At 50.5% G+C, this 24,098-nt stretch carries 27 protein-coding genes, 2 tRNA genes and 3 rRNA genes; 2 read left to right on the top strand and 30 right to left on the bottom strand.

The features are described from left to right. Positions 1-153 precede the first annotated feature (153 nt). From MKX64_RS13060 to MKX64_RS13030, 7 genes are all read right to left on the bottom strand, one after another. Positions 154-3,202, bottom strand: a 23S ribosomal RNA gene (locus MKX64_RS13060). Between the two features lie 294 nt (positions 3,203-3,496). After that, a tRNA-Ala gene (locus tag MKX64_RS13055) sits at positions 3,497-3,572 on the bottom strand. Positions 3,573-3,607: 35 nt separating this feature from the next. Further along, positions 3,608-3,684: transfer RNA gene (locus tag MKX64_RS13050), tRNA-Ile, on the bottom strand. 9 nt (positions 3,685-3,693) lie between these two features. Then, positions 3,694-3,810: ribosomal RNA gene (rrf, locus tag MKX64_RS13045) — 5S ribosomal RNA — on the bottom strand. Between the two features lie 193 nt (positions 3,811-4,003). Next, positions 4,004-5,556 (bottom strand): 16S ribosomal RNA (locus MKX64_RS13040). The 16S, 23S and 5S rRNA genes sit together here with 2 tRNA genes alongside, the layout of an rRNA operon. Positions 5,557-5,941: 385 nt before the next feature. Next, positions 5,942-6,172: a hypothetical protein gene (locus MKX64_RS13035; protein ID WP_095267571.1), complete on the bottom strand. Its 231-nt coding sequence runs from the start codon at positions 6,170-6,172 to the stop codon at positions 5,942-5,944. 271 nt (positions 6,173-6,443) lie between these two features. Continuing rightward, positions 6,444-7,055 (bottom strand): stage II sporulation protein M, encoded by a 612-nt coding sequence (locus MKX64_RS13030; protein ID WP_095267570.1) that lies wholly within the window; start codon positions 7,053-7,055, stop codon positions 6,444-6,446. A gap of 94 nt (positions 7,056-7,149) precedes the next feature. Here MKX64_RS13030 and pdaB point away from each other — a divergent pair, with 94 nt between their 5' ends. After that, complete coding sequence (gene pdaB / locus MKX64_RS13025; protein WP_095267569.1) at positions 7,150-7,953, top strand: polysaccharide deacetylase family sporulation protein PdaB; 804 nt, start codon at positions 7,150-7,152, stop codon at positions 7,951-7,953. 45 nt (positions 7,954-7,998) lie between these two features. Here pdaB and MKX64_RS13020 read toward each other — a convergent pair whose 3' ends face one another. After that, positions 7,999-8,592 carry a KinB-signaling pathway activation protein gene (locus MKX64_RS13020; protein WP_095267568.1) on the bottom strand — a complete coding sequence of 198 codons (594 nt, stop codon included), beginning with the start codon at positions 8,590-8,592 and terminating at the stop codon, positions 7,999-8,001. 125 nt (positions 8,593-8,717) lie between these two features. Between MKX64_RS13020 and gerD the strand changes: the two genes are divergently transcribed. Next, positions 8,718-9,440 carry a spore germination lipoprotein GerD gene (gene gerD, locus MKX64_RS13015; RefSeq protein ID WP_095267567.1) on the top strand — a complete coding sequence of 241 codons (723 nt, stop codon included), beginning with the start codon at positions 8,718-8,720 and terminating at the stop codon, positions 9,438-9,440. Positions 9,441-9,666: 226 nt separating this feature from the next. On the opposite strand, the gene MKX64_RS13010 is transcribed toward gerD, so the two are convergent. From MKX64_RS13010 to rplR, 22 genes are all read right to left on the bottom strand, one after another. Continuing rightward, complete coding sequence (locus MKX64_RS13010; protein ID WP_341036061.1) at positions 9,667-10,773, bottom strand: Mrp/NBP35 family ATP-binding protein; 1,107 nt, start codon at positions 10,771-10,773, stop codon at positions 9,667-9,669. A gap of 60 nt (positions 10,774-10,833) precedes the next feature. Next, entirely contained in the window at positions 10,834-11,604 is a 771-nt protein-coding gene (cwlD, locus tag MKX64_RS13005; RefSeq protein WP_095267565.1) for an N-acetylmuramoyl-L-alanine amidase CwlD, read from the bottom strand. Positions 11,605-11,672: 68 nt separating this feature from the next. Beyond that, a complete protein-coding gene (sat, locus tag MKX64_RS13000; protein WP_095267564.1) occupies positions 11,673-12,842 on the bottom strand; it encodes a sulfate adenylyltransferase in 1,170 nt (389 codons plus the stop codon). A gap of 64 nt (positions 12,843-12,906) precedes the next feature. Further along, complete coding sequence (locus tag MKX64_RS12995) at positions 12,907-13,599, bottom strand: phosphoadenylyl-sulfate reductase (RefSeq protein ID WP_095267563.1); 693 nt, start codon at positions 13,597-13,599, stop codon at positions 12,907-12,909. Positions 13,600-13,968: 369 nt separating this feature from the next. Next, complete coding sequence (rpsI, locus tag MKX64_RS12990; RefSeq protein ID WP_095267562.1) at positions 13,969-14,361, bottom strand: 30S ribosomal protein S9; 393 nt, start codon at positions 14,359-14,361, stop codon at positions 13,969-13,971. Between the two features lie 20 nt (positions 14,362-14,381). Beyond that, positions 14,382-14,819 (bottom strand): 50S ribosomal protein L13, encoded by a 438-nt coding sequence (gene rplM, locus MKX64_RS12985; RefSeq protein ID WP_095267561.1) that lies wholly within the window; start codon positions 14,817-14,819, stop codon positions 14,382-14,384. Positions 14,820-15,030: 211 nt separating this feature from the next. Next, positions 15,031-15,360 (bottom strand): TFIIB-type zinc ribbon-containing protein, encoded by a 330-nt coding sequence (locus MKX64_RS12980; RefSeq protein ID WP_095267560.1) that lies wholly within the window; start codon positions 15,358-15,360, stop codon positions 15,031-15,033. A 30-nt stretch (positions 15,361-15,390) separates the two neighbouring features. Continuing rightward, on the bottom strand, positions 15,391-16,194 hold the full coding sequence (truA, locus tag MKX64_RS12975) for a tRNA pseudouridine(38-40) synthase TruA (protein WP_095399120.1): 804 nt from the start codon (positions 16,192-16,194) through the stop codon (positions 15,391-15,393). Between the two features lie 363 nt (positions 16,195-16,557). Continuing rightward, positions 16,558-16,923, bottom strand: coding sequence for a 50S ribosomal protein L17 (gene rplQ / locus MKX64_RS12970; protein WP_095267558.1), 366 nt, complete (start codon positions 16,921-16,923; stop codon positions 16,558-16,560). A gap of 34 nt (positions 16,924-16,957) precedes the next feature. After that, a complete protein-coding gene (locus MKX64_RS12965; RefSeq protein WP_095267557.1) occupies positions 16,958-17,902 on the bottom strand; it encodes a DNA-directed RNA polymerase subunit alpha in 945 nt (314 codons plus the stop codon). 135 nt (positions 17,903-18,037) lie between these two features. After that, the gene (gene rpsK / locus MKX64_RS12960; RefSeq protein ID WP_007132545.1) at positions 18,038-18,433 is read right to left on the bottom strand and encodes a 30S ribosomal protein S11; all 396 of its coding nucleotides are present in this window, start codon (positions 18,431-18,433) and stop codon (positions 18,038-18,040) included. A 19-nt stretch (positions 18,434-18,452) separates the two neighbouring features. After that, entirely contained in the window at positions 18,453-18,821 is a 369-nt protein-coding gene (gene rpsM / locus MKX64_RS12955; protein WP_095267556.1) for a 30S ribosomal protein S13, read from the bottom strand. 21 nt (positions 18,822-18,842) lie between these two features. Continuing rightward, positions 18,843-18,956, bottom strand: coding sequence for a 50S ribosomal protein L36 (gene rpmJ, locus MKX64_RS12950; RefSeq protein ID WP_003333770.1), 114 nt, complete (start codon positions 18,954-18,956; stop codon positions 18,843-18,845). A gap of 149 nt (positions 18,957-19,105) precedes the next feature. Beyond that, on the bottom strand, positions 19,106-19,321 hold the full coding sequence (gene infA / locus MKX64_RS12945) for a translation initiation factor IF-1 (protein WP_006212898.1): 216 nt from the start codon (positions 19,319-19,321) through the stop codon (positions 19,106-19,108). A 3-nt stretch (positions 19,322-19,324) separates the two neighbouring features. After that, positions 19,325-19,630 (bottom strand): KOW domain-containing RNA-binding protein, encoded by a 306-nt coding sequence (locus tag MKX64_RS12940; RefSeq protein WP_095267555.1) that lies wholly within the window; start codon positions 19,628-19,630, stop codon positions 19,325-19,327. Between the two features lie 10 nt (positions 19,631-19,640). Next, the gene (gene map / locus MKX64_RS12935; RefSeq protein ID WP_095267554.1) at positions 19,641-20,393 is read right to left on the bottom strand and encodes a type I methionyl aminopeptidase; all 753 of its coding nucleotides are present in this window, start codon (positions 20,391-20,393) and stop codon (positions 19,641-19,643) included. A gap of 5 nt (positions 20,394-20,398) precedes the next feature. Next, positions 20,399-21,043, bottom strand: coding sequence for an adenylate kinase (locus MKX64_RS12930; protein ID WP_095399119.1), 645 nt, complete (start codon positions 21,041-21,043; stop codon positions 20,399-20,401). An 88-nt stretch (positions 21,044-21,131) separates the two neighbouring features. Beyond that, the gene (gene secY / locus MKX64_RS12925; RefSeq protein WP_095267552.1) at positions 21,132-22,430 is read right to left on the bottom strand and encodes a preprotein translocase subunit SecY; all 1,299 of its coding nucleotides are present in this window, start codon (positions 22,428-22,430) and stop codon (positions 21,132-21,134) included. After that, positions 22,430-22,870, bottom strand: coding sequence for a 50S ribosomal protein L15 (gene rplO / locus MKX64_RS12920; protein ID WP_095267551.1), 441 nt, complete (start codon positions 22,868-22,870; stop codon positions 22,430-22,432). The genes secY and rplO overlap by 1 nt, the downstream gene beginning before the upstream one ends. Before the next feature lie 42 nt (positions 22,871-22,912). Beyond that, entirely contained in the window at positions 22,913-23,098 is a 186-nt protein-coding gene (gene rpmD / locus MKX64_RS12915) for a 50S ribosomal protein L30 (RefSeq protein ID WP_007132553.1), read from the bottom strand. A gap of 12 nt (positions 23,099-23,110) precedes the next feature. Continuing rightward, positions 23,111-23,608 (bottom strand): 30S ribosomal protein S5, encoded by a 498-nt coding sequence (gene rpsE, locus MKX64_RS12910; RefSeq protein WP_095267550.1) that lies wholly within the window; start codon positions 23,606-23,608, stop codon positions 23,111-23,113. A gap of 26 nt (positions 23,609-23,634) precedes the next feature. Beyond that, the gene (rplR, locus tag MKX64_RS12905; RefSeq protein WP_095267549.1) at positions 23,635-24,003 is read right to left on the bottom strand and encodes a 50S ribosomal protein L18; all 369 of its coding nucleotides are present in this window, start codon (positions 24,001-24,003) and stop codon (positions 23,635-23,637) included. Positions 24,004-24,098 lie beyond the last annotated feature (95 nt).

Here is a 24,098-nt window from a genome sequence, read left to right as displayed (position 1 = left end):
ATCCTTATAAAGGACATGCAGCTTGATTTCAGATGTTTTGATCACCTGAAAACTAGATACGAAACGATTTGCGTTATATTATCCGTAGCATACCCCAATGTTGTATCGGGGTTAGCATATGCTTCCGTAGCGAGCTTTACTTCGTAAAGCTTGTAGGATAAGCCCTCGACCGATTAGTATTGGTCAGCTCCATGCATTGCTGCACTTCCACCTCCAACCTATCTACCTCGTCGTCTTCAAGGGGTCTTACGAATTGGGAAATCTCATCTTGAGGGGGGCTTCACGCTTAGATGCTTTCAGCGCTTATCCCTTCCGTACGTAGCTACCCAGCCGTGCTCCTGGCGGAACAACTGGTGCACCAGCGGTACGTCCATCCCGGTCCTCTCGTACTAAGGACAGCTCCTCTCAAATTTCCTACGCCCACGACAGATAGGGACCGAACTGTCTCACGACGTTCTGAACCCAGCTCGCGTACCGCTTTAATGGGCGAACAGCCCAACCCTTGGGACCTACTTCAGCCCCAGGATGCGATGAGCCGACATCGAGGTGCCAAACCTCCCCGTCGATGTGGACTCTTGGGGGAGATAAGCCTGTTATCCCCAGGGTAGCTTTTATCCGTTGAGCGATGGCCCTTCCATGCGGTACCACCGGATCACTAAGCCCGACTTTCGTCCCTGCTCGACTTGTGGGTCTCGCAGTCAAGCTCCCTTATGCCTTTGCACTCTTCGAATGATTTCCAACCATTCTGAGGGAACCTTGGGGCGCCTCCGTTACTCTTTAGGAGGCGACCGCCCCAGTCAAACTGCCCACCTGACACGGTCCCTGTACCCGATAAGGGCACCAGGTTAGAACCTAGATACGATCAGGGTGGTATCCCAACGGCGCCTCCACCCAAGCTGGCGCTCAGGTTTCCTAGGCTCCCACCTATCCTGTACAGATCGTACCCAAATTCAATATCAAGCTGCAGTAAAGCTCCATGGGGTCTTTCCGTCTTGTCGCGGGTAACCTGCATCTTCACAGGTATTAAAATTTCACCGGATCTCTCGTTGAGACAGCGCCCAAGTCGTTACGCCATTCGTGCGGGTCAGAATTTACCTGACAAGGAATTTCGCTACCTTAGGACCGTTATAGTTACGGCCGCCGTTTACTGGGGCTTCGGTTCACAGCTTCGGATTGCTCCTAACCGCTCCCCTTAACCTTCCAGCACCGGGCAGGCGTCAGCCCGTATACTTCGCCTTACGGCTTCGCACAGACCTGTGTTTTTGCTAAACAGTCGCTTGGGCCTTTTCACTGCGGCCCCCTCGGGCTATTCACCCTACCGAGGCACCCCTTCTCCCGAAGTTACGGGGTCATTTTGCCGAGTTCCTTAACGAGAGTTCTTCCGCGCGCCTTAGAATTCTCTTCTCGCCTACCTGTGTCGGTTTGCGGTACGGGCACCTTCACCTGACTAGAGGCTTTTCTTGGCAGTGTGAGATCATGACCTTCGCTACTGTAATTTTCACTCCCCATCACAGCCCAGCCTTACGATGTGCGGATTTGCCTACACATCAGCCTCACTGCTTGGACGGACATCCATCAGTCCGCGTCACTACCCTCCTGCGTCCCCCCATCGTTCATAACGGTTTATGGTGGTACAGGAATTTCAACCTGTTGTCCTTCGACTACGCCTTTCGGCCTCGCCTTAGGTCCCGACTTACCCTGAGCGGACGAGCCTTCCTCAGGAAACCTTGGGCTTTCGGCGGATCAGATTCTCACTGATCTTTTCGTTACTCATACCGGCATTCTCACTTGTATACGCTCCAGCGCTCCTTACGGTACACCTTCGACGCCTATACAACGCTCCCCTACCCCTGAATCGACTTCACTCCGCCTTCGAAGTGATGTGTTTATCCCCGAGAAGCATTTGGTCATCCTTGATTTCATCGCAAGTCTGACAAAAATGTTCATCCTGGGTCTTCACAACCTCAAAGAAGCAGTGAAGTCGATTCAAGCCATAGCTTCGGTGGTGTGTTTAGCCCCGTTACATTTTCGGCGCAGAGTCACTCGACCAGTGAGCTATTACGCACTCTTTAAATGGTGGCTGCTTCTAAGCCAACATCCTGGTTGTCTGTGCAACTCCACATCCTTTCCCACTTAACACACACTTGGGGACCTTAGCTGATGGTCTGGGCTGTTTCCCTTTTGACAATGGATCTTAGCACTCACTGTCTGACTCCCGGACATAAGTCGATGGCATTCGGAGTTTGACTGAGCTTGGTAACCCTTGCGGGCCCCGCACCCAATCAGTGCTCTACCTCCATGACTCTTTATTCCGAGGCTAGCCCTAAAGCTATTTCGGGGAGAACCAGCTATCTCCGAGTTCGATTGGAATTTCTCCGCTACCCCCACCTCATCCCCGCACTTTTCAACGTACGTGGGTTCGGGCCTCCAGTGCGTGTTACCGCACCTTCACCCTGGACAGGGGTAGATCACACGGTTTCGGGTCTACGCCCACATACTCATTCGCCCTATTCAGACTCGCTTTCGCTGCGGCTACGGCTTCTCGCCTTAACCTTGCATGGGAACGTAACTCGCCGGTTCATTCTACAAAAGGCACGCCATCACCCATTTAACGGGCTCTGACTTCTTGTAAGCACACGGTTTCAGGTTCTATTTCACTCCCCTCCCGGGGTGCTTTTCACCTTTCCCTCACGGTACTGCTTCACTATCGGTCGCTAGGGAGTATTTAGCCTTACCAGATGGTCCTGGCAGATTCATACGGGGTTTCACGTGCCCCGCACTACTCGGGATCCGTCTCGGAGGGTTCACATTTTCGACTACAGGGCTTTTACCTTCTATGGCCGGCCTTTCCAGACCTGTTCAACTAATCTAAACCTTTGTAACTCCATGTGAGACGTCCCACAACCCCGAAGAGCAAGCTCTTCGGTTTAGGCTGTTCCGCGTTCGCTCGCCGCTACTGACGGAATCACTCTTGTTTTCTCTTCCTCCAGGTACTTAGATGTTTCAGTTCCCTGGGTATGCCTCTTCACAACCTATGTATTCAGCTGTGAGTGACTGGTTATTACACCAGCCGGGTTTCCCCATTCGGACATCCCCGGATCAAAGCTTGCTTACAGCTCCCCGAGGCCATTTCGTCGTTCGCCACGTCCTTCATCGGCTCCTAGCGCCTAGGCATCCTCCGTGTGCTCTTAGTAGCTTAACCATTTGCTCCGGTTTTGCGCTCCTCGCTCTGTTGTCCGTTTGTTTCCCTGATTGGATAAAACCGCTCGGTGGTGGAAACAAACTTCCAAAGGATCGACGATCTCAAAACCTTCGCGTGCTACTTTTATTGAAACTTGTTGTGACACAAGTTCAGCTAAAAGGATATTTCTAAAACGCAAATTCGTTTCGTTATCTAGTTTTCAAGGATCACCCCCGGTCCTTCGACCGGAAGATTATCATATCATGCCATACATTTCAGTGCAACCTGCAATTTATGGAAGTGATATGAGTATGATGGTGGAGCCAAGGGGGATCGAACCCCTGACCTCCTGCGTGCAAGGCAGGCGCTCTCCCAGCTGAGCTATAGCCCCAAAAAGGAACCTCATCACTAAATATGAAGTTGAAATGGTGGGCCCTAGTGGACTCGAACCACCGACCTCACCCTTATCAGGGGTGCGCTCTAACCAGCTGAGCTAAGGGCCCATATCATACGCTTGGCGACGTCCTACTCTCCCGGGACCCTTCGGTCCAAGTACCATCGGCGCTGGAAGGCTTAACGGTCGTGTTCGGTATGGGTACGCGTGGAACCCTTCCGCCATCATCACCAAACGTATATATGTATGAAAGGATTGACCTCTCAAAACTGACCAACGAGTGGGCGAAAGCTTTACGAAGTAAAGCTACTCCGAAAGCATAATCTCAGGCCTAAACCTGATTTGGTCCCTTTGCTTTCGCAAAGGGATCGGCGACTTTACAGTCAGCCTATTTGAATGCTCTCGTCTCAGAGAGCGATTCTCCATAGAAAGGAGGTGATCCAGCCGCACCTTCCGATACGGCTACCTTGTTACGACTTCACCCCAATCATCTACCCCACCTTCGGCGGCTGGCTCCTTGCGGTTACCCCACCGACTTCGGGTGTTGTAAACTCTCGTGGTGTGACGGGCGGTGTGTACAAGACCCGGGAACGTATTCACCGCGGCATGCTGATCCGCGATTACTAGCAATTCCGACTTCATGCAGGCGAGTTGCAGCCTGCAATCCGAACTGAGACTGGCTTTTTAGGATTGGCTCCACCTCGCGGCTTCGCTTCCCGTTGTACCAGCCATTGTAGTACGTGTGTAGCCCAGGTCATAAGGGGCATGATGATTTGACGTCATCCCCACCTTCCTCCGGTTTGTCACCGGCAGTCACCTTAGAGTGCCCACCATTACGTGCTGGCAACTAAGATCAAGGGTTGCGCTCGTTGCGGGACTTAACCCAACATCTCACGACACGAGCTGACGACAACCATGCACCACCTGTCTCCTCTGTCCCGAAGGAAACCTCTATCTCTAGAGGGGTCAAAGGGATGTCAAGACCTGGTAAGGTTCTTCGCGTTGCTTCGAATTAAACCACATACTCCACTGCTTGTGCGGGTCCCCGTCAATTCCTTTGAGTTTCAGTCTTGCGACCGTACTCCCCAGGCGGAATGCTTAATGTGTTAACTTCGGCACCAAGGGTATCGAAACCCCTAACACCTAGCATTCATCGTTTACGGCGTGGACTACCAGGGTATCTAATCCTGTTTGCTCCCCACGCTTTCGCGCCTCAGCGTCAGTTACAGCCCAGAGAGTCGCCTTCGCCACTGGTGTTCCTCCACATATCTACGCATTTCACCGCTACACGTGGAATTCCACTCTCCTCTTCTGCACTCAAGTTCCCCAGTTTCCAGTGCGTCCCGAAGTTAAGCTCCGGGTTTAAACACCAGACTTAAAGAACCGCCTGCGCGCGCTTTACGCCCAATAATTCCGGACAACGCTTGCCCCCTACGTATTACCGCGGCTGCTGGCACGTAGTTAGCCGGGGCTTTCTTCTCAGGTACCGTCACCCAAAGAGCAGTTACTCTCTCTGGCGTTCTTCCCTGGCAACAGAGCTTTACGATCCGAAAACCTTCATCACTCACGCGGCGTTGCTCCGTCAGACTTTCGTCCATTGCGGAAGATTCCCTACTGCTGCCTCCCGTAGGAGTCTGGGCCGTGTCTCAGTCCCAGTGTGGCCGTTCACCCTCTCAGGTCGGCTACGCATCGTCGCCTTGGTAGGCCATTACCCCACCAACTAGCTAATGCGCCGCAGGCCCATCCTCAAGTGACAGATTGCTCCGCCTTTCCATATTCGGCCATGCAGCCAAATATCCTATCCGGTATTAGCTACCGTTTCCGGTAGTTATCCCAGTCTTGAGGGCAGGTTGCCTACGTGTTACTCACCCGTCCGCCGCTAAATCTCAGGAGTGCAAGCACTCCATCGATTCCGCTCGACTTGCATGTATTAGGCACGCCGCCAGCGTTCGTCCTGAGCCAGGATCAAACTCTCCAATAAAGATTGAAAATTTCTGGATCGCTCCAAGAAATTATCCAACCGATGAGTTTGTAGCTCATTTCAAAACTGACGAGAATTTGTTCAATTCTCTATTCATAACTCCCCGCCGAAGCGGTTCGTTTTACCCACTCGTTGTTCAGTTTTCAAAGATCGATCATCTTGCTTTTTCGTCATCGCATCTCTCAGCGGCGACTTTTATAATATATCATACTTCCTAGTTACTTTGCAAGACTTTTTTTAAAAGTTTTTTCATTCTCTTTTAAGAATCATCTCTGCCGCCGGTTGGCGGCATCAGCTTTCGTTAAGGAAGCGAAACTTAATTTACCACATTCAAACGAGGATAGTCAACACTCTTTTTTATATTTCGAGGTGTTTTTCTAAGGTTTTAATGTTTGATTTGCGGAAACTTGCCGTTACGCGCATATTTGGAGAGTTCTTTTTGAGGAGCGAATCGTGCATACATCCGGAAGACGGTCTTATACCGGTTGGCAATCGCCTGCCGAATATTGTGGTCCAGCCGTCCATCACTCAAGTCAAGGAGCATTTCATCAAGCTCTTTCCTCAGCACATAATCGAGTTCTTTGCATTCCTTTTCGTTAAACAGCATTCCCAGCATGGTAGAACCTCCTTAGTATAATTAGCGAAAATCAAGTATGCTCACTGTCGCTTCGAACGGTTTCATAGCGGACGCCCACTCTAGGCGGAAAGCTTGCAGCATAGAGCCATGTCCTATATGTAAGGTGTTTAACCGGATGAGCCGGTTCTTTAAACCTCGATTGCAGCAGTTCACATGGATTTGTAAAAAAAGCCCGGCTCTCCCCGCCTTGATCTTCCGAGGCATGATTCGAGCCAGGCGCTTTATTAGGTATGCACACTTTTCACCAAATTTATGACATCAGCCAGTACGTAATTGTACTTTCGATAATAGCGGCGACAAACAGCAGAACGACCACCCATAGAGATGCTGTCCCCAGCTTGCGCCAGAATGAACGCCATTCCTGGCCGATCCCTCTCCCAGCTTGTGAAGCTCCCTTAAAGATGCTGCGCAGCACCAACCCACCAAGCGCCAGCCCATAGGCGCAAGCGATAATAATCACCGGGATTTCAATGATGCCGTGTGGAAGCAGCCCTTTGACCACAAGATTAAACAGGCTTTCCCCGCTTGCCTGCACAATTTTCAGCAGAAAACCGATGACCATTCCATTAATCACGAGGAACACGATCGGCAGCAGGCCGAACAGCAGCCCGGAAAACATCACAATGACGCTTTTGATGCTATTGTTCAGAAAAATAAACACAAAAAAGCTCAGCTCCGGCGTCTCCGAAACTTGCAGCTGCTGGCTGATCTCGCTCAATCCTTGCAGCTGACTGATCAGCAGATCCTCAAAGCCTTCCGATGTCCAGCCTGCAATAATCCCTAGCGTAAACAAGACGGTTGACAGAATGACAGCCTTTCGAATCGAACTGACATCTCTGAGAAAAGCACTAAAACGAAACATCCGTTACCTCCTTAATTGGTATAACTCACAAGTACGAGCATATCCTGAAAGTAAACAAGCACTAGCTTACCGAAGGGAGAGGGGCGCTCGTATTATGAATTCTTTTTATGTATTCAACGGCAAAAAAATCAAGCGATTCTTCTTTGTTATTGCCGCTGCTGTGTTCGCCATCGGAGTCATCTATGTCGAAAGTGACAACATATCGGTGTTCTCTGAAAGCACGCCGTCGGCTATTTACAGCGTAACTACGGACAAAAAGCAAATTGCCCTCACATTTGACATCAGCTGGGGCGAAAAGCGCGCAGAACCGATTCTGCAGGTACTGAAGGACAACGGTGTCGAGAAGGCGACCTTTTTCCTGTCCGCGCCCTGGAGCAAAACCCATCCCGATATCGTGAACGCAATCAAGGAAAGCGGATATGAAATCGGAAGCCACGGATACAAGCATGACAATTACAGCGCGATGACCGATGAGGAAATCCGGAAACAAATCTCGACGGCCCATCAAATATTAACCTCAGTTACCGGACAAGAACCTCGATTGATTCGACTTCCGAACGGCGATTTTGACAAAAGGGTGCTCAGTATTGCAGAAAGCCTCAACTACAAAGTGATTCAGTGGGACACCGATTCCCGTGACTGGAAAAATATCGGCGTCGACAAAATCGTCCACCGGGTCGTCTCCAAAGCGCATCCCGGCGATATCGTGCTGATGCATGCCAGTGATTCCGTCAAGCAGACCCATGAAGCACTCCCGCTCATTATTGAGGAGCTGCGTAAGCAAGGGTATGAATTCGTGACGGTCACCGACCTGCTGGAGCAGAGCAGCGCAAAGGGCAATGAAGTGCGCGACCAGGCTACCATTCAAAAAGGCATCGATGATGCCGTTGGCATGTAACCCCCCGCCACAGCATCATCCATTAACAAAAAAAGAGCTAAGCGTTTAGCTCTTTTTTTCGTCTTGGGTTACTTTGTGCAGCGTCAGGATCTGGTACGCATTACATACCAGCAGCGGAATGATAATAAAAATGGTGGCATTCTGCACACCGATCCCCAGCACGCCGATGATCTCCACGATCGTTACAGCCACCATGAAGAAGATGGTTGGAATCCACGCGGATGCATTCGTGCTCTTCACCTTGAAATAAGCCACAACAATAGCTACAAGCAGAATCGCGATGCCGAGGATCAGATCGGACTGCAAACTGCTCTGCCCGCCAACAAAGGTGCGGAAGAACACCAGTTCGAACAGCGCTAATGTCGCCAGCACAACCTGTATGTACTGCCAAGTCCTTCTCCGGAAGATACCTGTCCCCATATAATTCAGTGTCAGGTAAGCAAAAAAGCCCATCTGTGAATACACGCTCACCAGAGCTCCATACCCTAGCAAAATCGACGGATATATCAAGATATCAACCGTGCTCTTAAACTGGATCCCGCCGTTGAAGAGCTGCAGGATGAGCCCAGCGATGACGGCTCCGATCGCTCCTACGAGCAATGTTTTAAAAAATAGTTTCGACCATTTACGTAAACTCAATACGACACCCCCACAAATCATTATTTTACCAACGTTCACAATAAAAAACCATGCCATCCTCGACATATTTCCTCATAACAATCAACATACTATCCGTACAACCGCATAAAAGGAGGACAACGGGAATGAGGTGGCCATTATTCCGTATATGCATACTCTTCACGGGAGCTGCCCTGCTGCTGAGCGCTTGCGGCGCGGAACAAAGCTCTTCCCCCCAGATGGGATATAAAGAAATCAAGTCGATGGTCGTCGATATACTCAAGACGGATGAAGGAAGGAAAGCCGTCGAGGACGCGCTGTCGGGTGGCAGCGGGGGAGGAACTGGTGGTTCTGCCGGCGGCGGATCCATGAGCATGCGAATGATCAGTGCCCAGTCGGGAGAACAAATTCGGCTGGCCGTGAAGGATACGCTCGTATCTGAAGAGTACAAGAAGGAAATCGAGAAAATTATGACCGATCCGAAATTTGCCGGTGATTTTGCCAAAGCGATCAACACCCAAAGCAAACAGCTCCACATGGAGCTGATCAAGGATCCGACATACCAGAAATCGATTGAGCAAATTATGAAGTCGCCGGAAGTGATGAAGTCATTTCTGGAGCTGACCAACACGCCGGATTACCGCAAGCAGTCCATGACCATCATGCAGGAAACGATGCAAAACCCGCTCTTCCGCATGGAAGTATTAGAGCTGCTGAAAGCGGTGGTCCGAGACGAACTGCAGCCTAAAGTGGAGAAGAAAGAGCCGGATCAAGGCGGCCAAGGTCAGGGCGGCGGTCAAGGCGGGCAAGAAAACGGAGAAGGTGGTAACGGCGAAGACGGCGGACAGCAGCAGGATGGCGGATCCTAAGCCTCTGCAGCACAGTCCCCACGCGCTATCACAGCGCACCACAGGATGAGCTAGTCATCCCCCTTTTCCAATCGGATTCACTACCTTGCAGTGCTTCTGCCCCCGGGCATGTAATGATAACACGTAACGACAAATGCATAGTATGCAAAAAAAGTGCGGGTCAGCGGATATCATCCCTGACTCGCACTCTTATGTGCAACGCGATATTAGCAAGGCGAACGACCGGTTAAACGGCTGTTCCTTCGCACTTGGCTGCTATCTTGACAGCAACCTCGTCGTAGATTCCCGCACACTCCGTCTCGGCTTTATATACTGATGGAGAGAAATCCGGCTCTGCAGGATGGTTGTCAGGCGCTCCGAGAGGCAGCTGGGCCAGCAGCTCGGTATGCAGTGTCTCCGCCAGCTTGCCGCCGCCACCGCGGCCAAACACATATTCCTTCTCCCCGCAATGCGGGCAAGGATAGTAAGCCATATTCTCGATAACACCCAGAATCTCATGCTCCGTCTGAATGGCCATCGCACCGGCCCGGGCAGCTACGAACGCAGCTGTCGCATGCGGCGTTGTCACGATAATCTCCTTGCTCTGCGGAATCATCTGGTGAACATCCAGCGCGATGTCTCCGGTCCCAGGCGGCAGATCAAGCAGCATGTAATCCAGCTCTCCCCAACCAACATCGTCGAAGAACTGCCGCAGCATTTTGCCAAGCATCGGACCGCGCCATATTACCGGGCTGTTCTCCCGGATAAAAAAGCCCATAGACATTACTTTCACGCCAAAACGCTCCACCGGCATTATGATGCCATCATCCGAGACGGAAGGCCCCTCTTCGATGCCCATCATATCCGGCACGCTGAAGCCATAAATATCCGCATCGATAAGTCCGACCCGCTTGCCCTGACGTGCCAGTGCCACTGCAAGATTGACGGCTACGGTGGATTTGCCGACGCCGCCCTTGCCGCTGGCAATCGCGATAAAATGAACCCCGGACTGCTCGCTCAGGAGCTTGTTATTCACCATGCCGGCGGCATGGCCCTTGGTCAGCTTCTCCTGATCCGAAGGCTCCTTAGCTCCGTTCGACGCCTCCGCAACCCCTGTCTGATCCAGCGGCCGCATCCGGATATGAATATGTTCCGCCCCCATCGCTTGGAGCAGCTCACGGATTTGCGCTTCCAGTGATGCCTTCATATCCTCGCTGCTGTAAGTTACCGACAATCTTACAGTGCGCTCTTTCACGACGATATCACGAATACGCTGAAGTCCCATCAGGCTCTGCCCGGTCTCCGGATCGGTTAGAGGCTGAAGAATCTCCTGCACCTGTTCTCTAGTCAGCATGATATGCACCTCGGTTTATGTAATGGTCATTGCAACTTTGGTTTCGTTTACATTATACCACTACTCTACCGCATTTGCCGACTCAGCCTGCTCTCCGGAAGAATATCGGAGAATCCCGTTATAGATGGAAGCCGCTACTTTCCGCTGATATTTCTCATCGCGCAGCAGCTCCGACTCCTCGGGATGAGAGAGAAAACCGACCTCTACAAGCGCCGAAGGAATGCGGAGCGCTTTAAGCAAGTAGACTGTATTTTCTGTTTTCGCCAGTCGATTGGTGTTCTCCAGATTGTGCCGAATCTCGGCCTGGATCAGCTCCGCAAGGTTCTGGCTTTGCACATTGCCTTGCGGATAGAAGGTTTGTGCCCCTCTCCAGCGGTTCGACGGCATGCTGTTCAGATGAACGCTGATAAACAGATCCGCTTTGGCATCTTCGATCTTGCGGACACGCTGCATCAGGTCCTCTGTCTTCCTTCTGGAGTATCCTTTCGTGCTTTCAGCTGCCAGGTCATAGTCCCCTTCCCGAGTCATGACCACCACCGCTCCCGCCTGCTGCAAGTAATCGCGAAGATACAGCGTAATCGCCAGATTGACGTCCTTCTCGATCACACCCTGGCGGCTGACCGCCCCGCCATCAGGCCCGCCGTGACCGGCATCCAGCGCAATGACTTTGCCTGCGAGCGGCAGACTCCATGTCTGCGAGGTCCGGGCTGTAGGAACCTCATAGGATAGCACGGCAATAAGCAGCGCCAGCAATCCCGCTCCCATCAGCATCCGCTTCATCTGTTTCCAGGATATCCACAATGTCACCTTGTCTGTTCGCCGCCTGGACATAAAAAAACCACCTCGTCCCATGAGTGTTCTACTCCATGATATGGGACAAGGCGGACAATTATGACCTCTTATACGCCAATCTGTTCTTTCATGCCTTCGATCAGCACCTGAGCCACTTCAGGCCGGGTAAATTCCGGCGGCGGACATACACCTTCGCGAAGCAAGCCCCGAACCTTCGTTCCGGACAGTGTCAGATGATCCTCTTTGGAATGAGGGCATGTTTTGCTGGAAGCCATGTTGCCACATTTTTTGCAGAAAAAGCTGTGCTCGAAAAAGAGCGGGGTAATTCCGATTTCCTCTGCCGTGAAGTTCTTGAAAATCTCCTGAGCCTCATAGGTTCCGTAATAATCGCCGACACCGGCATGATCACGGCCGACGATAAAATGGGTGCAGCCATAGTTCTTGCGGACGATGGCATGGAAAATCGCTTCTCTCGGTCCAGCATAACGCATGGCAGCAGGAAATACGCCGAGGAAGGTGCGATCTTCAGGGTAATAATTGTCCAGCAGCGTCAAATAGCTCTTCATACGCACATCTGCGGGAACGTCATCCGACTTGGTCTCCCCGACGAGCGGATTCAGGAACAGAGCATCCACAATCTCCATCGCGCTTTTCTGAATATATTCATGCGCCCGGTGAACCGGGTTGCGGGTCTGAAAGCCAACGACGGACTTCCAGCCTTTCGCCTGGAATATCTCGCGCGTCTGCGCAGGGTCGAAGTAAAACTCGCCAAAGCGCTCAGGCTGTGGACGTTGCAGCACCTGAATCGGGCCTCCCACATAAGTAGCAGGACGGTCAAACAGCTTTTTTACACCCGGATGCTCCAGATCGTCGGTCTTAAAGACATGGACGGCTTCTTCGGCTTGATTAACCTGATAAATGCTTTCAATATCGATGACACCGTACACAACGCCGTCGTTCTCTCCGACCAGCGCAGCTGTCTCGCCTACGCGAAGCTGGGCGGCGGTCTCGTCCTCCACAGCGAGCGTAATCGGAATGCTCCATACCGTGCCATCGGCAAGGCGCATCGACTTCACAACTGAATGATAGTCCTCTTCATTCAAGAAGCCCTGGAGCGGTGAAAAAGCGCCAACCCCGATCAGATCCAGATCCGAGATGGTCCAGCTGTTCACCCGGATTTTCCGAAGCGACTCGACCGATTTCAAAAGCTTCTCACGCTCTTCTCCTTGTGCAACCCGCTGTACCAGCGTGCCGCCGTGAGGGCGTATGGCTGTCATGCGTATTCCTCCTCCAATGCTGCCTCATGCAATCAGCAATCGTTATGATTTCAAATTCCGTGTTTTATTTATGAAGTCCGCATTCGGTCTTCTCATGACCTGCCCAGCGTCCCGCACGTGGGTCTTCACCAGGCATGACCTGTCTTGTGCAATACTCGCAGCCAATGCTCGGGTAGTTCTGGTCATGGAGCGGATTATAGATGACATTGTTCTCGCGGATGTAATTCCATACATCCTCGCTGGTCCAATCCGCAATCGGATTGAACTTGACGAGACCAAACTTGGTGTCGTACTCAATCTTCTTCGCATTGGCCCGTGTCGGTGCCTGATCTCTCCGGATCCCGGTAATCCATGCCTCATACTGCGTCAAAATACGGGTCAACGGCTCGACCTTGCGAATGTTGCAGCATTGGTTCGGATTGGTTTTCCACAATTCATCGCCATACTGGGTTGCTTGTTCCTCCGGTGTCAGTTTCGGAGATACCCGCACGAATTCCAGCCCGTAGCGCTCAACCATACGGTCTCTCGTTTCATACGTTTCCTTGAAGTGAAAATCGGTATCCAGATAGAAAATGTCCGTCTGGGGGCTAATCTTCTGGATCATATCAACGATAACCACATCTTCTGCCCCGAAGCTGCAAGCAAACGTAATATTAGGGAAGGTTTCAACAGCATACGCTATCACTTCCTCTGCACTCGCGTGCTCGAGCTCCTCGGATTTGACCTTAATCAAGTCTTCTTTCTCAAGTAAATTCATAATCGCATGCCTCCCGATTAAACCTTAAAACCCTACTGAAATAATATGAATTAAGTACAGTATAAAACAATCCTAATAATTGTCAACCACCCAACGGCCATTTCCCCTGCTTCTGCCTGGATTTCTGCTCCCTATTATCGTATTTCAAACGCCCATGAAATGTTCATGCCGATCCTTCCGTCAATACAAAAAAACGCCGGCATTCCGGGATTTCCCGAAAAACCAGCGGATGAGCAACGAAGGAGTAGTTATTTAAGTATCAGCAACAAGTGACCGCTTCTTAAACAGACTGGTAACATCTTCTGATGAGAAGCATAACAAAAGCCCCTGGCCAAAGGCCAAGGGCTGGTTGTGTTGCATATAAGAATATTAACGCTTCGAGAACTGAGGTGCGCGACGAGCTGCTTTAAGACCGTATTTCTTACGCTCTTTCATACGAGGGTCGCGAGTCAGGAAGCCGGCTCTTTTCAGGGAACCGCGAAGCTCTGGGTCTGCTTTCAGCAGCGCACGGGAGATACCGTGACGGATTGCGCCCGCTTGTCCGGAGATACCGCCTCCGTGAGCGATTACGAGTACATCGTATTTGCCCAGTGTTTCAGTCAGGTTAAGTGGTTGCTTAACGATCAGCTTAAGTGTTTCCAAGCCGAAATATTCATCGATTTCACGTTTATTAATGACGATGCGTCCTTCACCCGGTACGAGGCGTACACGTGCTACCGAGTGCTTACGACGACCTGTCCCATAGTATTGTACTTGTGCCATGAAACTGTCCTCCTTTTTAATTAGCCGCGAAGTTCGTAAACTTCTGGTTTTTGTGCTTCGTGTGGATGTGCTGTGCCAGCGTATGCTTTCAATCTGAGTTTCATCTTCTCGCCCATGCGGGTTTTAGGAAGCATTCCGTGTACGGCACTCTCAATAACGCGCTCAGGGTATTTCGCGATCAGGTCCTGAGCAACAGTAACCTTCAATCCACCCGGATGGAGGGAGTGACGATAGTATTTTTTATTAGCCAGTTTCTTACCAGTCAAGTGGATCTTCTCGGAATTGATAACAATTACGAAGTCTCCAGTATCGACATGTGGAGTAAATTGTGGCTTATGCTTGCCGCGGATCAGAGCCGCAACTTCACTTGCCAAACGGCCAAGCGTTTTGCCTTCGGCATCAACGATGTACCATTTGCGCTCAACTTCATTAGGCTTCGCCATATAGGTGGTACGCATGTTTAGTTCCTCCTTGTATTCATCCGAAAATCGGTTCAAATATTCGTTAATTTATCTGCGTTCATGTGTAAAGCATTGTTTGTTGATGGATCATTGTTGACGGTTTTCTTAGCCGGGGCTGTGGGAGAGCCTCTAAGAAAACACAACTTATATAATACAGGAACCGCCCATAAATAGCAAGCGTTATTTGGCTTTTTAAAGGCAACGGAAATCAGTCAAACAGGTCGCCAAAAACGTCGAGGACCGATTTTTTCTTCTTCTTCCGATAGCCCTTATCGTGTGGGGGATACCGGCGGTCATATTCCGAATCCTTGTCAGGATATGGACGTCTGTACTCTTCATCACGTCGATCATATCCACGATCATCTTGCCGCTCATACCATTCGTTAAAGGCCGGCCGAACCTCGCGAATCTCGCTCATCAGCTTCTCGAGCTCTCCGCGGTCGAGCCAGACCCCTTTGCACTCCGGGCAAACATCGATCAGAACACCGTTCTTCTCGACCTCCCGCATACGAACATCATCACATACCGGACATTTCATCAGAATATACCTCCTCTTATTGTGTACGTGTTACGTATTCCAAAGATCGGGCTTCACACCATCCGTAATATCATACTCCACACTCCACAGCATCAAGCCCTTTCCCATTGCTGTAGGGCCTGCTGCCGCGCGATTCCGGGCTTCCAGAATCCGTTTCATCTCATCGGGCTTCAGCTTGCCTTCCCCGACGGTAATCAGCGTCCCCATAATAATCCGTACCATATGTTGCAAAAAACCGCTACCGCTCACATACGTATGGATAAGGCCTTGATCCCTTGTGCCTGACCGGCACATGGATGTATCCGTTTCGATCCACGCATCGTAAATCGTCCGGACATGCGACGGTTTGGTTGATTTTCGGGATGCAAATGATGTGAAATCATGCGTGCCGATCAGATGCCGCAGCCCCGCGCTCATCGCCTCAATATCAAGCGATCCGGGGTGATGAAGCTGATAACGGCGTCCGAACAGATCCGGAAATTGGTTGGCATTAATCGTATACCGATACGTTTTGCGCTTGGCCTCCCGCCGGGAATGGAAATCCAGCGGCACCTCCATCGCCTCGGTCACGACAATATCCTCCGGCAGCCTGGAATTCAAGGCAACGCACCAGCGCTCCACAGGAATTTGCGAGGAGGTATAGAAGTTAAAGATTTGGCCCCGCGCATGAACTCCGGCATCGGTACGGCCAGAAGCGGTGATTTTCACCTGCTCTCCCGATAAGGCGAGGATCGCTTCCTCCAGATAGTCCTGGATCGTATGGCCACCTGGCTGCGTCTGAAACCCGTTATAATCGGTTCCGTCATAGCTGACCTTCATCAGAAGATTGCGCATGCTGTCCTCCTGAACCCATTCATCCACTCACTAAGCAGCCCCACGTTCGCAGGGTGCTGTCTCACGTCTAAGCCTATGCAGGCACTTGCATTAGATCCGGAACATAAACCGCTCTAAATGTCAAAAAAGAGCCCCAAAGGAGCTCCTTTTCATCATGTCAGCCGAACCCTTCGAGTCAGCCGCATGACTAGAAGGTCCCCGTTATGAATGCCCATGGGGTAGCCGAGATGAGTCGAACCAGAATGAACGACTGTATCTCGCACCACTTCCCGATCATAGGCTCCACCCGTATTATCTGATACAGAATAAATGAGAGCAGAGCCGGGCATATATAACTTCAGTCACTTCATAACCTAAATCAAATTACGCGCGGTCAACCAGTTCCAAATAAACCATTGGAGCTGCATCGCCCCGACGAGGACCCAGTTTCAGGATACGAGTGTATCCGCCTGGACGCTCAGCGTAACGAGGTGCGATATCGGAGAACAGTTTTTGGATTGCATCCTGTTCACCGTCTACCGTTTCGCGGCGCACGAATGCTGCCACTTGACGACGAGCGTGCAGATCACCCTTCTTCGCTTGAGTGATCAGTTTTTCAGCGATCGAACGAACTTCTTTCGCCTTGGCTTCTGTCGTTTGAATACGCTCGTATAAGAACAGGTCCGTTACCAGGTCACGGAACAATGCTTTACGTGCACTGGAATCGCGGCCCAACTTTTGGTATGCCATGTGTATTCCCTCCTTTGCTAGCCTATCTTAGAACTTAATCCTCCGAACGGAGTCCCAATCCAAGTTCCTCGAGCTTCTCTTGAACCTCTTCCAAGGATTTGCGGCCCAAGTTACGAACCTTCATCATATCCTCTTCCGTTTTCGTGGTCAGCTCTTGTACCGTATTGATACCAGCACGCTTGAGACAGTTGTAGGAACGAACGGAGAGATCCAGCTCCTCGATTGTCATTTCAAGCACTTTTTCCTTCTTGTCTTCTTCCTTCTCGACCATGATCTCAGCATCCTTCGCTTCATCGGTCAAGCCGACGAACAGGAACAGATGCTCAGTCAGGATCTTCGCGCCGAGGCTAACCGCCTCTTCCGGGCGAATGCTTCCATCCGTCCAAATTTCAAGCGTCAATTTGTCGTAGTTGGTCACTTGACCAACACGCGTATTTTCCACGCCGTAATTCACACGGCTAATCGGAGTATAGATCGAATCGACGGGAATGACGCCGATAGGCTGGTCATCGCGTTTGTTCCGATCCGCCTGGACATAGCCACGACCGCGATTAGCAAAAATACGCATATGAAGTCTTGCGCCAGGGCCGAGCGTCGCAATGTGCAGGTCCGGATTAAGAATCTCCACATCACTGTCTGCGCGAATATCACCCGCAGTGACTACCCCTTCACCTTCCGCATCAATCTCGAACACTTTTTCTTCGTCGGAATGAATCTTCAGCGACAAAGCCTTCAGGTTCAGAATGATTTCGGTCACGTCTTCCATGACACCCGGAATCGTGGAAAACTCATGCAGCACCCCATCGATTTGAATCGATGTGACCGCTGCGCCCGGGAGCGAGGACAGCAGAATGCGGCGAAGTGAATTCCCCAGCGTCGTGCCGTATCCGCGCTCAAGCGGTTCTACTACGAATTTTCCATAGGTTCCTTCTTCATTGACATCAACGGTCTCAATTTTCGGCTTTTCGATTTCAATCACGCAAGTACCCCTCCTTCAAACGTCGCTCCTATATGAAACTGTCATCTTATCCAGTAATCCATGTAGTAGTATGCCTAAACAACCATTATTAGCAGATTGCACCGGATTTATACCACATTAACAAGGATGACTTCATTATACGCGACGACGTTTTGGTGGGCGGCATCCGTTATGTGGAATTGGTGTAACGTCTTTAATCAGGTTAACTTCAAGACCAGCTGCTTGCAAAGAGCGGATTGCTGCTTCACGACCAGCGCCAGGACCTTTAACCATAACTTCCACCGATTTCATACCGTGTTCCATAGCCGCTTTGGCAGCTGTTTCAGCAGCCATTTGCGCAGCGAACGGGGTCGACTTACGGGAGCCTTTGAATCCAAGGCCGCCGGAGCTTGCCCAAGAAATCGCGTTTCCGTGAGGATCCGTAATCGTTACGATCGTATTGTTGAACGTAGAACGGATATGAGCTACGCCACTTTCGATATTTTTGCGGTCACGACGTTTAGTACGTACGACTTTTTTTGGTTTAGCCATTGTCTATTATCCCCCTTTCTTACTTCTTCTTGTTCGCTACGGTACGACGAGGACCTTTACGTGTACGAGCATTGGTTTTAGTACGTTGTCCACGAACAGGCAAGCCACGACGATGACGAATACCGCGGTAGCAGCCAATCTCGGTCAGACGTTTAATATTCAAGGAAATTTCACGACGAAGGTCACCTTCTACCTTAACGCTTCCGTCGATCGTTTCACGCAATTTGCTAACTTCATCTTCCGTCAAGTCACGGACACGAGTATCAGGATTGATGCCTGTTTCTTTCAGTACTTTTTGGGAAGTCGTTTTACCGATTCCGAAAATGTAAGTCAAGGCGATCTCAACGCGTTTGTCACGTGGCAAATCCACACCAGCTATACGAGCCATTTTACGCTACACCCCCTTCTATTAACCTTGTTTTTGTTTGTGCTTCGGATTTTCACAGATAACCATTACATTCCCTTTGCGGCGAATGACTTTGCATTTTTCGCAAATAGGCTTTACAGAAGGTCTTACCTTCATGTTAATTACCTCCTCCAAGTTTTACGTTTGTAAAACCAGCTTCGAAACTAGACTTTAGTTTTGCCAAAACAAAACCGTTCGTAACCGCTGCTGTGTTTTACTTCAGTAAAACCGCTGGCAGCTTTCCTTGTTCCCCGGGGGAACGTCATCTATTTACGGTACGTAATGCGACCTTTGGTCAAATCGTACGGTGATAGTTGAACAACCACTTTGTCTCCTGTGAGGATGCGGATAAAGTGCATCCGCAGCTTTCCGGAAACGTGAGCAAGAATTTGATGACCATTCTCCAGCTCGACTTTAAACGTAGCATTCGGCAACGGCTCAATAACCGTTCCTTCGACTTCAATGACATCTTCTTTAGCCACAGATTAGTCTCCTTTCTGATTTGCCTTGGATTGTTCGGCCATAAACTTCGCAACGGCGAACCGCAGCTTTCCGTTTGTGACCCTTCCGCTTTCTTGCAAACTGTTCACTACTTCACTGCTTATGAAGGATTGGGGTTCCAGATGAAGAATGTTCTTCTTCTTGGCCTGGTCAAACTTCCGTTTGTCCCCGTCCGCAATCCATACGAACCTGCTGTCTTCAATCCCGACGATAACGGCATACTGTCCAGCATCTCTGCCTTTCAGCGCTTTGACGATCTGGCCGATTTCCAGTGTGATTTCCTTATTCAAGTCCATCACCTTATTCCGGCAGCTTCGTCAGGATTTCCATGCCGTCCTGGGTTACTGCTACCGTATGCTCAAAGTGAGCACACAGCGAGCCGTCAACCGTGACTACCGTCCAATTGTCCTCCAGCGTCTTGACATGCCGTTTACCGGCATTGACCATCGGTTCAATTGCGAGCACCATGCCCGGTTTGAGTCTTGGTCCGCGATCTGGAATGCCATAGTTCGGAATTTGCGGATCCTCATGCAGATCAGTGCCCACGCCATGGCCTACATACTCCCGGACAACAGATAAACCTGCGTCCTCGATATAACGCTGGATGGCATGAGAGATCGTAAACAAGCGGACATCCGGTTTGACTAGCGCGAGTCCCGCATAGAGCGAGCCTTCCGTGACGTCCAGCAAACGCTGGGCTTCTTCGGAAATGCGGCCTACTGGGTAGGTCCATGCTGAGTCACCGTGGTAACCCTCGTACTGCGCACCGATATCAAACGTGACGATATCGCCTTCGATCAATTTGCGTTTGCTTGGAAATCCATGCACCAATTCTTCATTAACTGATGCGCAAATGCTGTAAGGAAATCCGTTATAGCCTTTGAAAGATGGCACAGCGCCTTGGCTTCGAATGAACTTGTCGGCCAGCTGGTCCAGCTCCCCGGTCGTAATGCCCGGTTCCACGTGAGCAGCGAGAAGTTTGTGGCATTCCGCCACAATTCGCCCTGCCTCTCTCATCAAGCCCAGTTCCGTTTCGGATTTACAAATGATCATGTTCCTTAACCTCTCAGTATAGACGCAATTTGTGCGGAAACCGCGTCGATTTCCTGATCGCCATCGATTTGACGCAAAAGACCTTTATTCTCATAAAACGTGAGGAGTGGTGCTGTTTTGTTGATATATTCGTCCAAGCGAATGCCTACGCTCTCTTCGTTATCGTCGGAGCGCTGATACAATTCACCGCCGCATTTATCACAAATGCCTTCCTGTTTGGGAGGATTAAAGATCACATGATAGGTCGAGCCGCATTGCTTACAAATCCGACGACCTGTGAGTCGAGCCATAAGCTTATCCCGATCCACTTTCAGGTTGATGACATGGTCAAGCTGAGTGCTCAGGCGTGCCAGAATTTCATCCAGCGCTTCCGCTTGCGAAAGGGTTCTTGGAAAACCATCCAATAAGAAACCTTTTTCGCAATCGGACTGCTGCAATCTTTCTTCCACGATTCCGATTGTCACATCATCAGGTACCAGCAGGCCTTGATCGATATATTCCTTCGCCTTGATTCCAACAGGAGTTCCTTGCTTGATCGCCAGACGAAAAGCATCGCCTGTTGAAATATGCGGAATGCCGAATTCATTCACGATATGCTCTGCTTGTGTTCCTTTTCCTGCCCCAGGAGGACCCATGAATAAGATGTTCACCTTACGTCACTCCCTCCCCTTGCTTGACAAGCAAGAACAACACAATAGGCGCCGGGAAGCAGTAAACCTACTCGCCGGAACCTATCGCCTATTTATTGATAAACCCTTTGTAATGACGCTTGATCAGCTGGCTCTCGATTTGCTTCATCGTATCCAGTGCAACACCGACTACGATCAGCAAGGAGGTACCGCCGATTTGTACCGTACGCGGAAGCCCGGCAAGAGCGCCGAAGAATACCGGCATCACGGAGATTACAGCCAGGAACAATGCTCCTGTCATTGTCAAGCGGGTCATTACCCGAGTCAGATACTTCTCAGTAGCTTTACCTGGGCGAATGCCCGGGATGTAGCCGCCGTTCTTCTTCATGTTCTCGGCCATTTGGTTCGGGTTCATCTGTACGAATGTATAGAAGAACGTGAAACCAATGATCATAAGAACATAAAGCACCATTCCGAGTGGGCTGTCATATGCCAGGTTGGCATCAACCCATCTGGCCCAAGCCATATGTGCCCAGAAGCTCGCCAAGATCACCGGGAACTGAAGCAAGGACATGGCGAAGATGACCGGAATAACGCCTGCAGCGTTAATTTTGAGCGGAATATGTGTATTCTGCCCGCCATACATCTTGTTGCCCACAACACGCTTCGCGTATTGTACCGGGATCTTGCGGATCCCTTGCTGGATGAATACAACACCGGCAATGATCAGAATCAGAATGAGAAGGATAATGATCGCCTTCAGCGAGTTCAGGAAGACTTGATTATCCTGAATGAAGTTCGACTCGACCAGTGTGCGGATATGCATTGGAATCCCAGCTGCGATACCGGCAAAGATAATAATCGAAATCCCGTTACCAATTCCACGTTCCGTAATCTGCTCACCGAGCCACATCAAGAACGCAGTACCCGCGGTAAGCACGATCGCGATCACAACGAAATCAATAAAGGTTGCTCCTGGCACCATATCCATGCCGTACATCCGGTTAAACCCGATGGACAACGCGAAGGCCTGGATGAGACCCAGTAATACCGTACCATAACGAGTAATCTGAGCCAACTGCTTTTTACCATGTTCCCCTTGTTTGTTCCACTCCGCGAACTTCGGAATGACGTCCATCGACAATAGCTGCACGATAATGGACGCTGTAATATATGGGAATATCGAAAGGGCGAAGATCGAAAACTGCGATAGCGCGCCCCCCGAGAACGTGTTGAGTAGACCAAACAATTCATTTCCTGCCTGATTCGCCTGAGTAAAGACGTCTTTATTGACACCTGGAACCGGTACAAACGATCCGATACGGAAAATAATCAGTACGAACAGGGTGAACAGGATCCGTTTGCGAAGGTCCTCGACACGCCATATATTTTGCAGGGTCTTAAACATTAGATCACCTCGGTTTTACCGCCGGCAGCCTCGATCTTCTCTACCGCAGATTGAGAAAACTTATTAGCTTTTACAGTCAATGAAACGGTAACTTCGCCATTGCCAAGAATTTTGATGCCGCTCTTCGTATTTTTCACAATACCGTTTTCGACCAAAACTTCTGGAGTCACTTCAGTACCTGCTGCAAAGCTGTTAAGCTCTTCGATGTTCACAATCGCGTACTCTTTCCGTGTAGGGTTTACGAAACCGCGCTTCGGAAGACGACGATACAACGGGTTCTGTCCGCCTTCGAAGCCTGGACGTACACCACCGCCGGAACGAGCGTTTTGTCCTTTATGACCTCGACCTGATGTTTTACCCGTGCCGCTGCTCGTACCGCGACCAACGCGTTTGCGCTCTTTGCGGGAACCAGCCGCTGGGCTCAGCTCATGTAACTTCATCGTTCGTTGCACCTCCTTAATGTATCCGGGAAGCACCCGGGATTAACCTTCGATTTCTTTAACAGAAACCAGGTGATTTACTTTCTTGATCATTCCGCGAATCGCAGGATTGTCGTTTTGAACCACGGAATGGTTGATTTTACGAAGTCCAAGTGTTTTCACAGTTGCACGCTGATCCTCTGGACGTCCAATCACGCTGCGCACGAGGGTGATTTCAAGTTTAGCCATGAGATTCCCTCCTTAACCCAACAGCTCTTCGACGGATTTGCCGCGAAGCTTGGCAACATCTTCAGCACGCTTCAGGCGGGACAACCCTTCCAAAGTCGCATTGACCATGTTCATGGAGTTCGAAGAACCTAGAGATTTTGTCAAAATGTCGCCTACGCCAGCCAGCTCGAGCACGGCACGAACCGGTCCGCCAGCGATAACCCCGGTACCTTCAGAAGCTGGTTTAAGCAATACTTTACCTGCTCCGAAGTGACCTTGTACAAGGTGAGGAATGGTGGTTCCAACGAGTGGAACATGGATCAGGTTTTTCTTAGCATCCTCAATACCTTTGCGGATGGCATCCGGTACTTCGCCTGCTTTACCGATACCTGCTCCTACCCAACCTTTACCGTCACCGACAACTACCAGTGCGCTAAAGCTGAAGCGGCGTCCGCCTTTAACAACCTTAGCGACGCGGTTAATGTTTACTACTCTTTCAGTCAGTTCCAAAGTGTTAGGATCTATACGCAAGTCGTTTACCTCCTTTTGTAAATAAGTTAGAATTCAAGGCCTTCTTCACGAGCAGCCTCTGCCAGTGCTTGAATACGTCCATGGTACAAGTATCCACCGCGGTCGAATACAACCGACTTATAGCCTTTTTCCGTAGCGCGTTTAGCTACAAGAGCTCCGACTTTGCGTGCGGACTCAACGTTACCGCCGTTTTGAATGTCACCGCTCAATTCTTTATCAAGCGTAGAAGCCGATGCCAATGTTACGCCAGCTACATCATCGATCAGTTGAGCGTAGATGTGCTTCGAAGAACGGAATACGTTCAGACGAGGACGCTCAGCCGTGCCTTGAATTTTCTTACGGACACGAAGGTGTCTTTTCAAGCGCGCTTTGTTCTTGTCTTGTTTCGTGATCATGCTTCCCTTTCACTCCCTTCAGTTTTGCCATGACAGCTTCACTTTTAGACGCATGGGGTAAGTAAGAAGAAATTGCTTAACTAGCCATCGGATAA

This window comes from Paenibacillus sp. FSL M8-0334 (genome assembly GCF_038000405.1).
In the GTDB taxonomy this organism is placed as follows: Bacteria; Bacillota; Bacilli; order Paenibacillales; family Paenibacillaceae; genus Paenibacillus_AQ; species Paenibacillus_AQ campinasensis.
Note: the sequence above shows the minus strand (reverse complement) of the source record. Positions and strands in the feature narration are given on the sequence as shown.

Bases quoted from the DNA above. Each gene is read 5' to 3' on its own strand.
- MKX64_RS13035 (WP_095267571.1), bottom strand. From the start codon at position 6,172: ATGCTGGGAATGCTGTTTAACGAAAAGGAATGCAAAGAACTCGATTAT.
- MKX64_RS13030 (WP_095267570.1), bottom strand. From the start codon at position 7,055: ATGTTTCGTTTTAGTGCTTTTCTCAGAGATGTCAGTTCGATTCGAAAG.
- pdaB (WP_095267569.1), top strand. From the start codon at position 7,150: ATGAATTCTTTTTATGTATTCAACGGCAAAAAAATCAAGCGATTCTTC.
- gerD (WP_095267567.1), top strand. From the start codon at position 8,718: ATGAGGTGGCCATTATTCCGTATATGCATACTCTTCACGGGAGCTGCC.
- MKX64_RS13010 (WP_341036061.1), bottom strand. From the start codon at position 10,773: ATGCTGACTAGAGAACAGGTGCAGGAGATTCTTCAGCCTCTAACCGAT.
- cwlD (WP_095267565.1), bottom strand. From the start codon at position 11,604: ATGTCCAGGCGGCGAACAGACAAGGTGACATTGTGGATATCCTGGAAA.
- sat (WP_095267564.1), bottom strand. From the start codon at position 12,842: ATGACAGCCATACGCCCTCACGGCGGCACGCTGGTACAGCGGGTTGCA.
- MKX64_RS12995 (WP_095267563.1), bottom strand. From the start codon at position 13,599: ATGAATTTACTTGAGAAAGAAGACTTGATTAAGGTCAAATCCGAGGAG.
- rpsI (WP_095267562.1), bottom strand. From the start codon at position 14,361: ATGGCACAAGTACAATACTATGGGACAGGTCGTCGTAAGCACTCGGTA.
- rplM (WP_095267561.1), bottom strand. From the start codon at position 14,819: ATGCGTACCACCTATATGGCGAAGCCTAATGAAGTTGAGCGCAAATGG.
- MKX64_RS12980 (WP_095267560.1), bottom strand. From the start codon at position 15,360: ATGAAATGTCCGGTATGTGATGATGTTCGTATGCGGGAGGTCGAGAAG.
- truA (WP_095399120.1), bottom strand. From the start codon at position 16,194: ATGCGCAATCTTCTGATGAAGGTCAGCTATGACGGAACCGATTATAAC.
- rplQ (WP_095267558.1), bottom strand. From the start codon at position 16,923: ATGGCATACCAAAAGTTGGGCCGCGATTCCAGTGCACGTAAAGCATTG.
- rpsK (WP_007132545.1), bottom strand. From the start codon at position 18,433: ATGGCTAAACCAAAAAAAGTCGTACGTACTAAACGTCGTGACCGCAAA.
- rpsM (WP_095267556.1), bottom strand. From the start codon at position 18,821: ATGGCTCGTATAGCTGGTGTGGATTTGCCACGTGACAAACGCGTTGAG.
- rpmJ (WP_003333770.1), bottom strand. From the start codon at position 18,956: ATGAAGGTAAGACCTTCTGTAAAGCCTATTTGCGAAAAATGCAAAGTC.
- map (WP_095267554.1), bottom strand. From the start codon at position 20,393: ATGATCATTTGTAAATCCGAAACGGAACTGGGCTTGATGAGAGAGGCA.
- secY (WP_095267552.1), bottom strand. From the start codon at position 22,430: ATGTTTAAGACCCTGCAAAATATATGGCGTGTCGAGGACCTTCGCAAA.
- rplO (WP_095267551.1), bottom strand. From the start codon at position 22,870: ATGAAGTTACATGAGCTGAGCCCAGCGGCTGGTTCCCGCAAAGAGCGC.
- rpmD (WP_007132553.1), bottom strand. From the start codon at position 23,098: ATGGCTAAACTTGAAATCACCCTCGTGCGCAGCGTGATTGGACGTCCA.
- rplR (WP_095267549.1), bottom strand. From the start codon at position 24,003: ATGATCACGAAACAAGACAAGAACAAAGCGCGCTTGAAAAGACACCTT.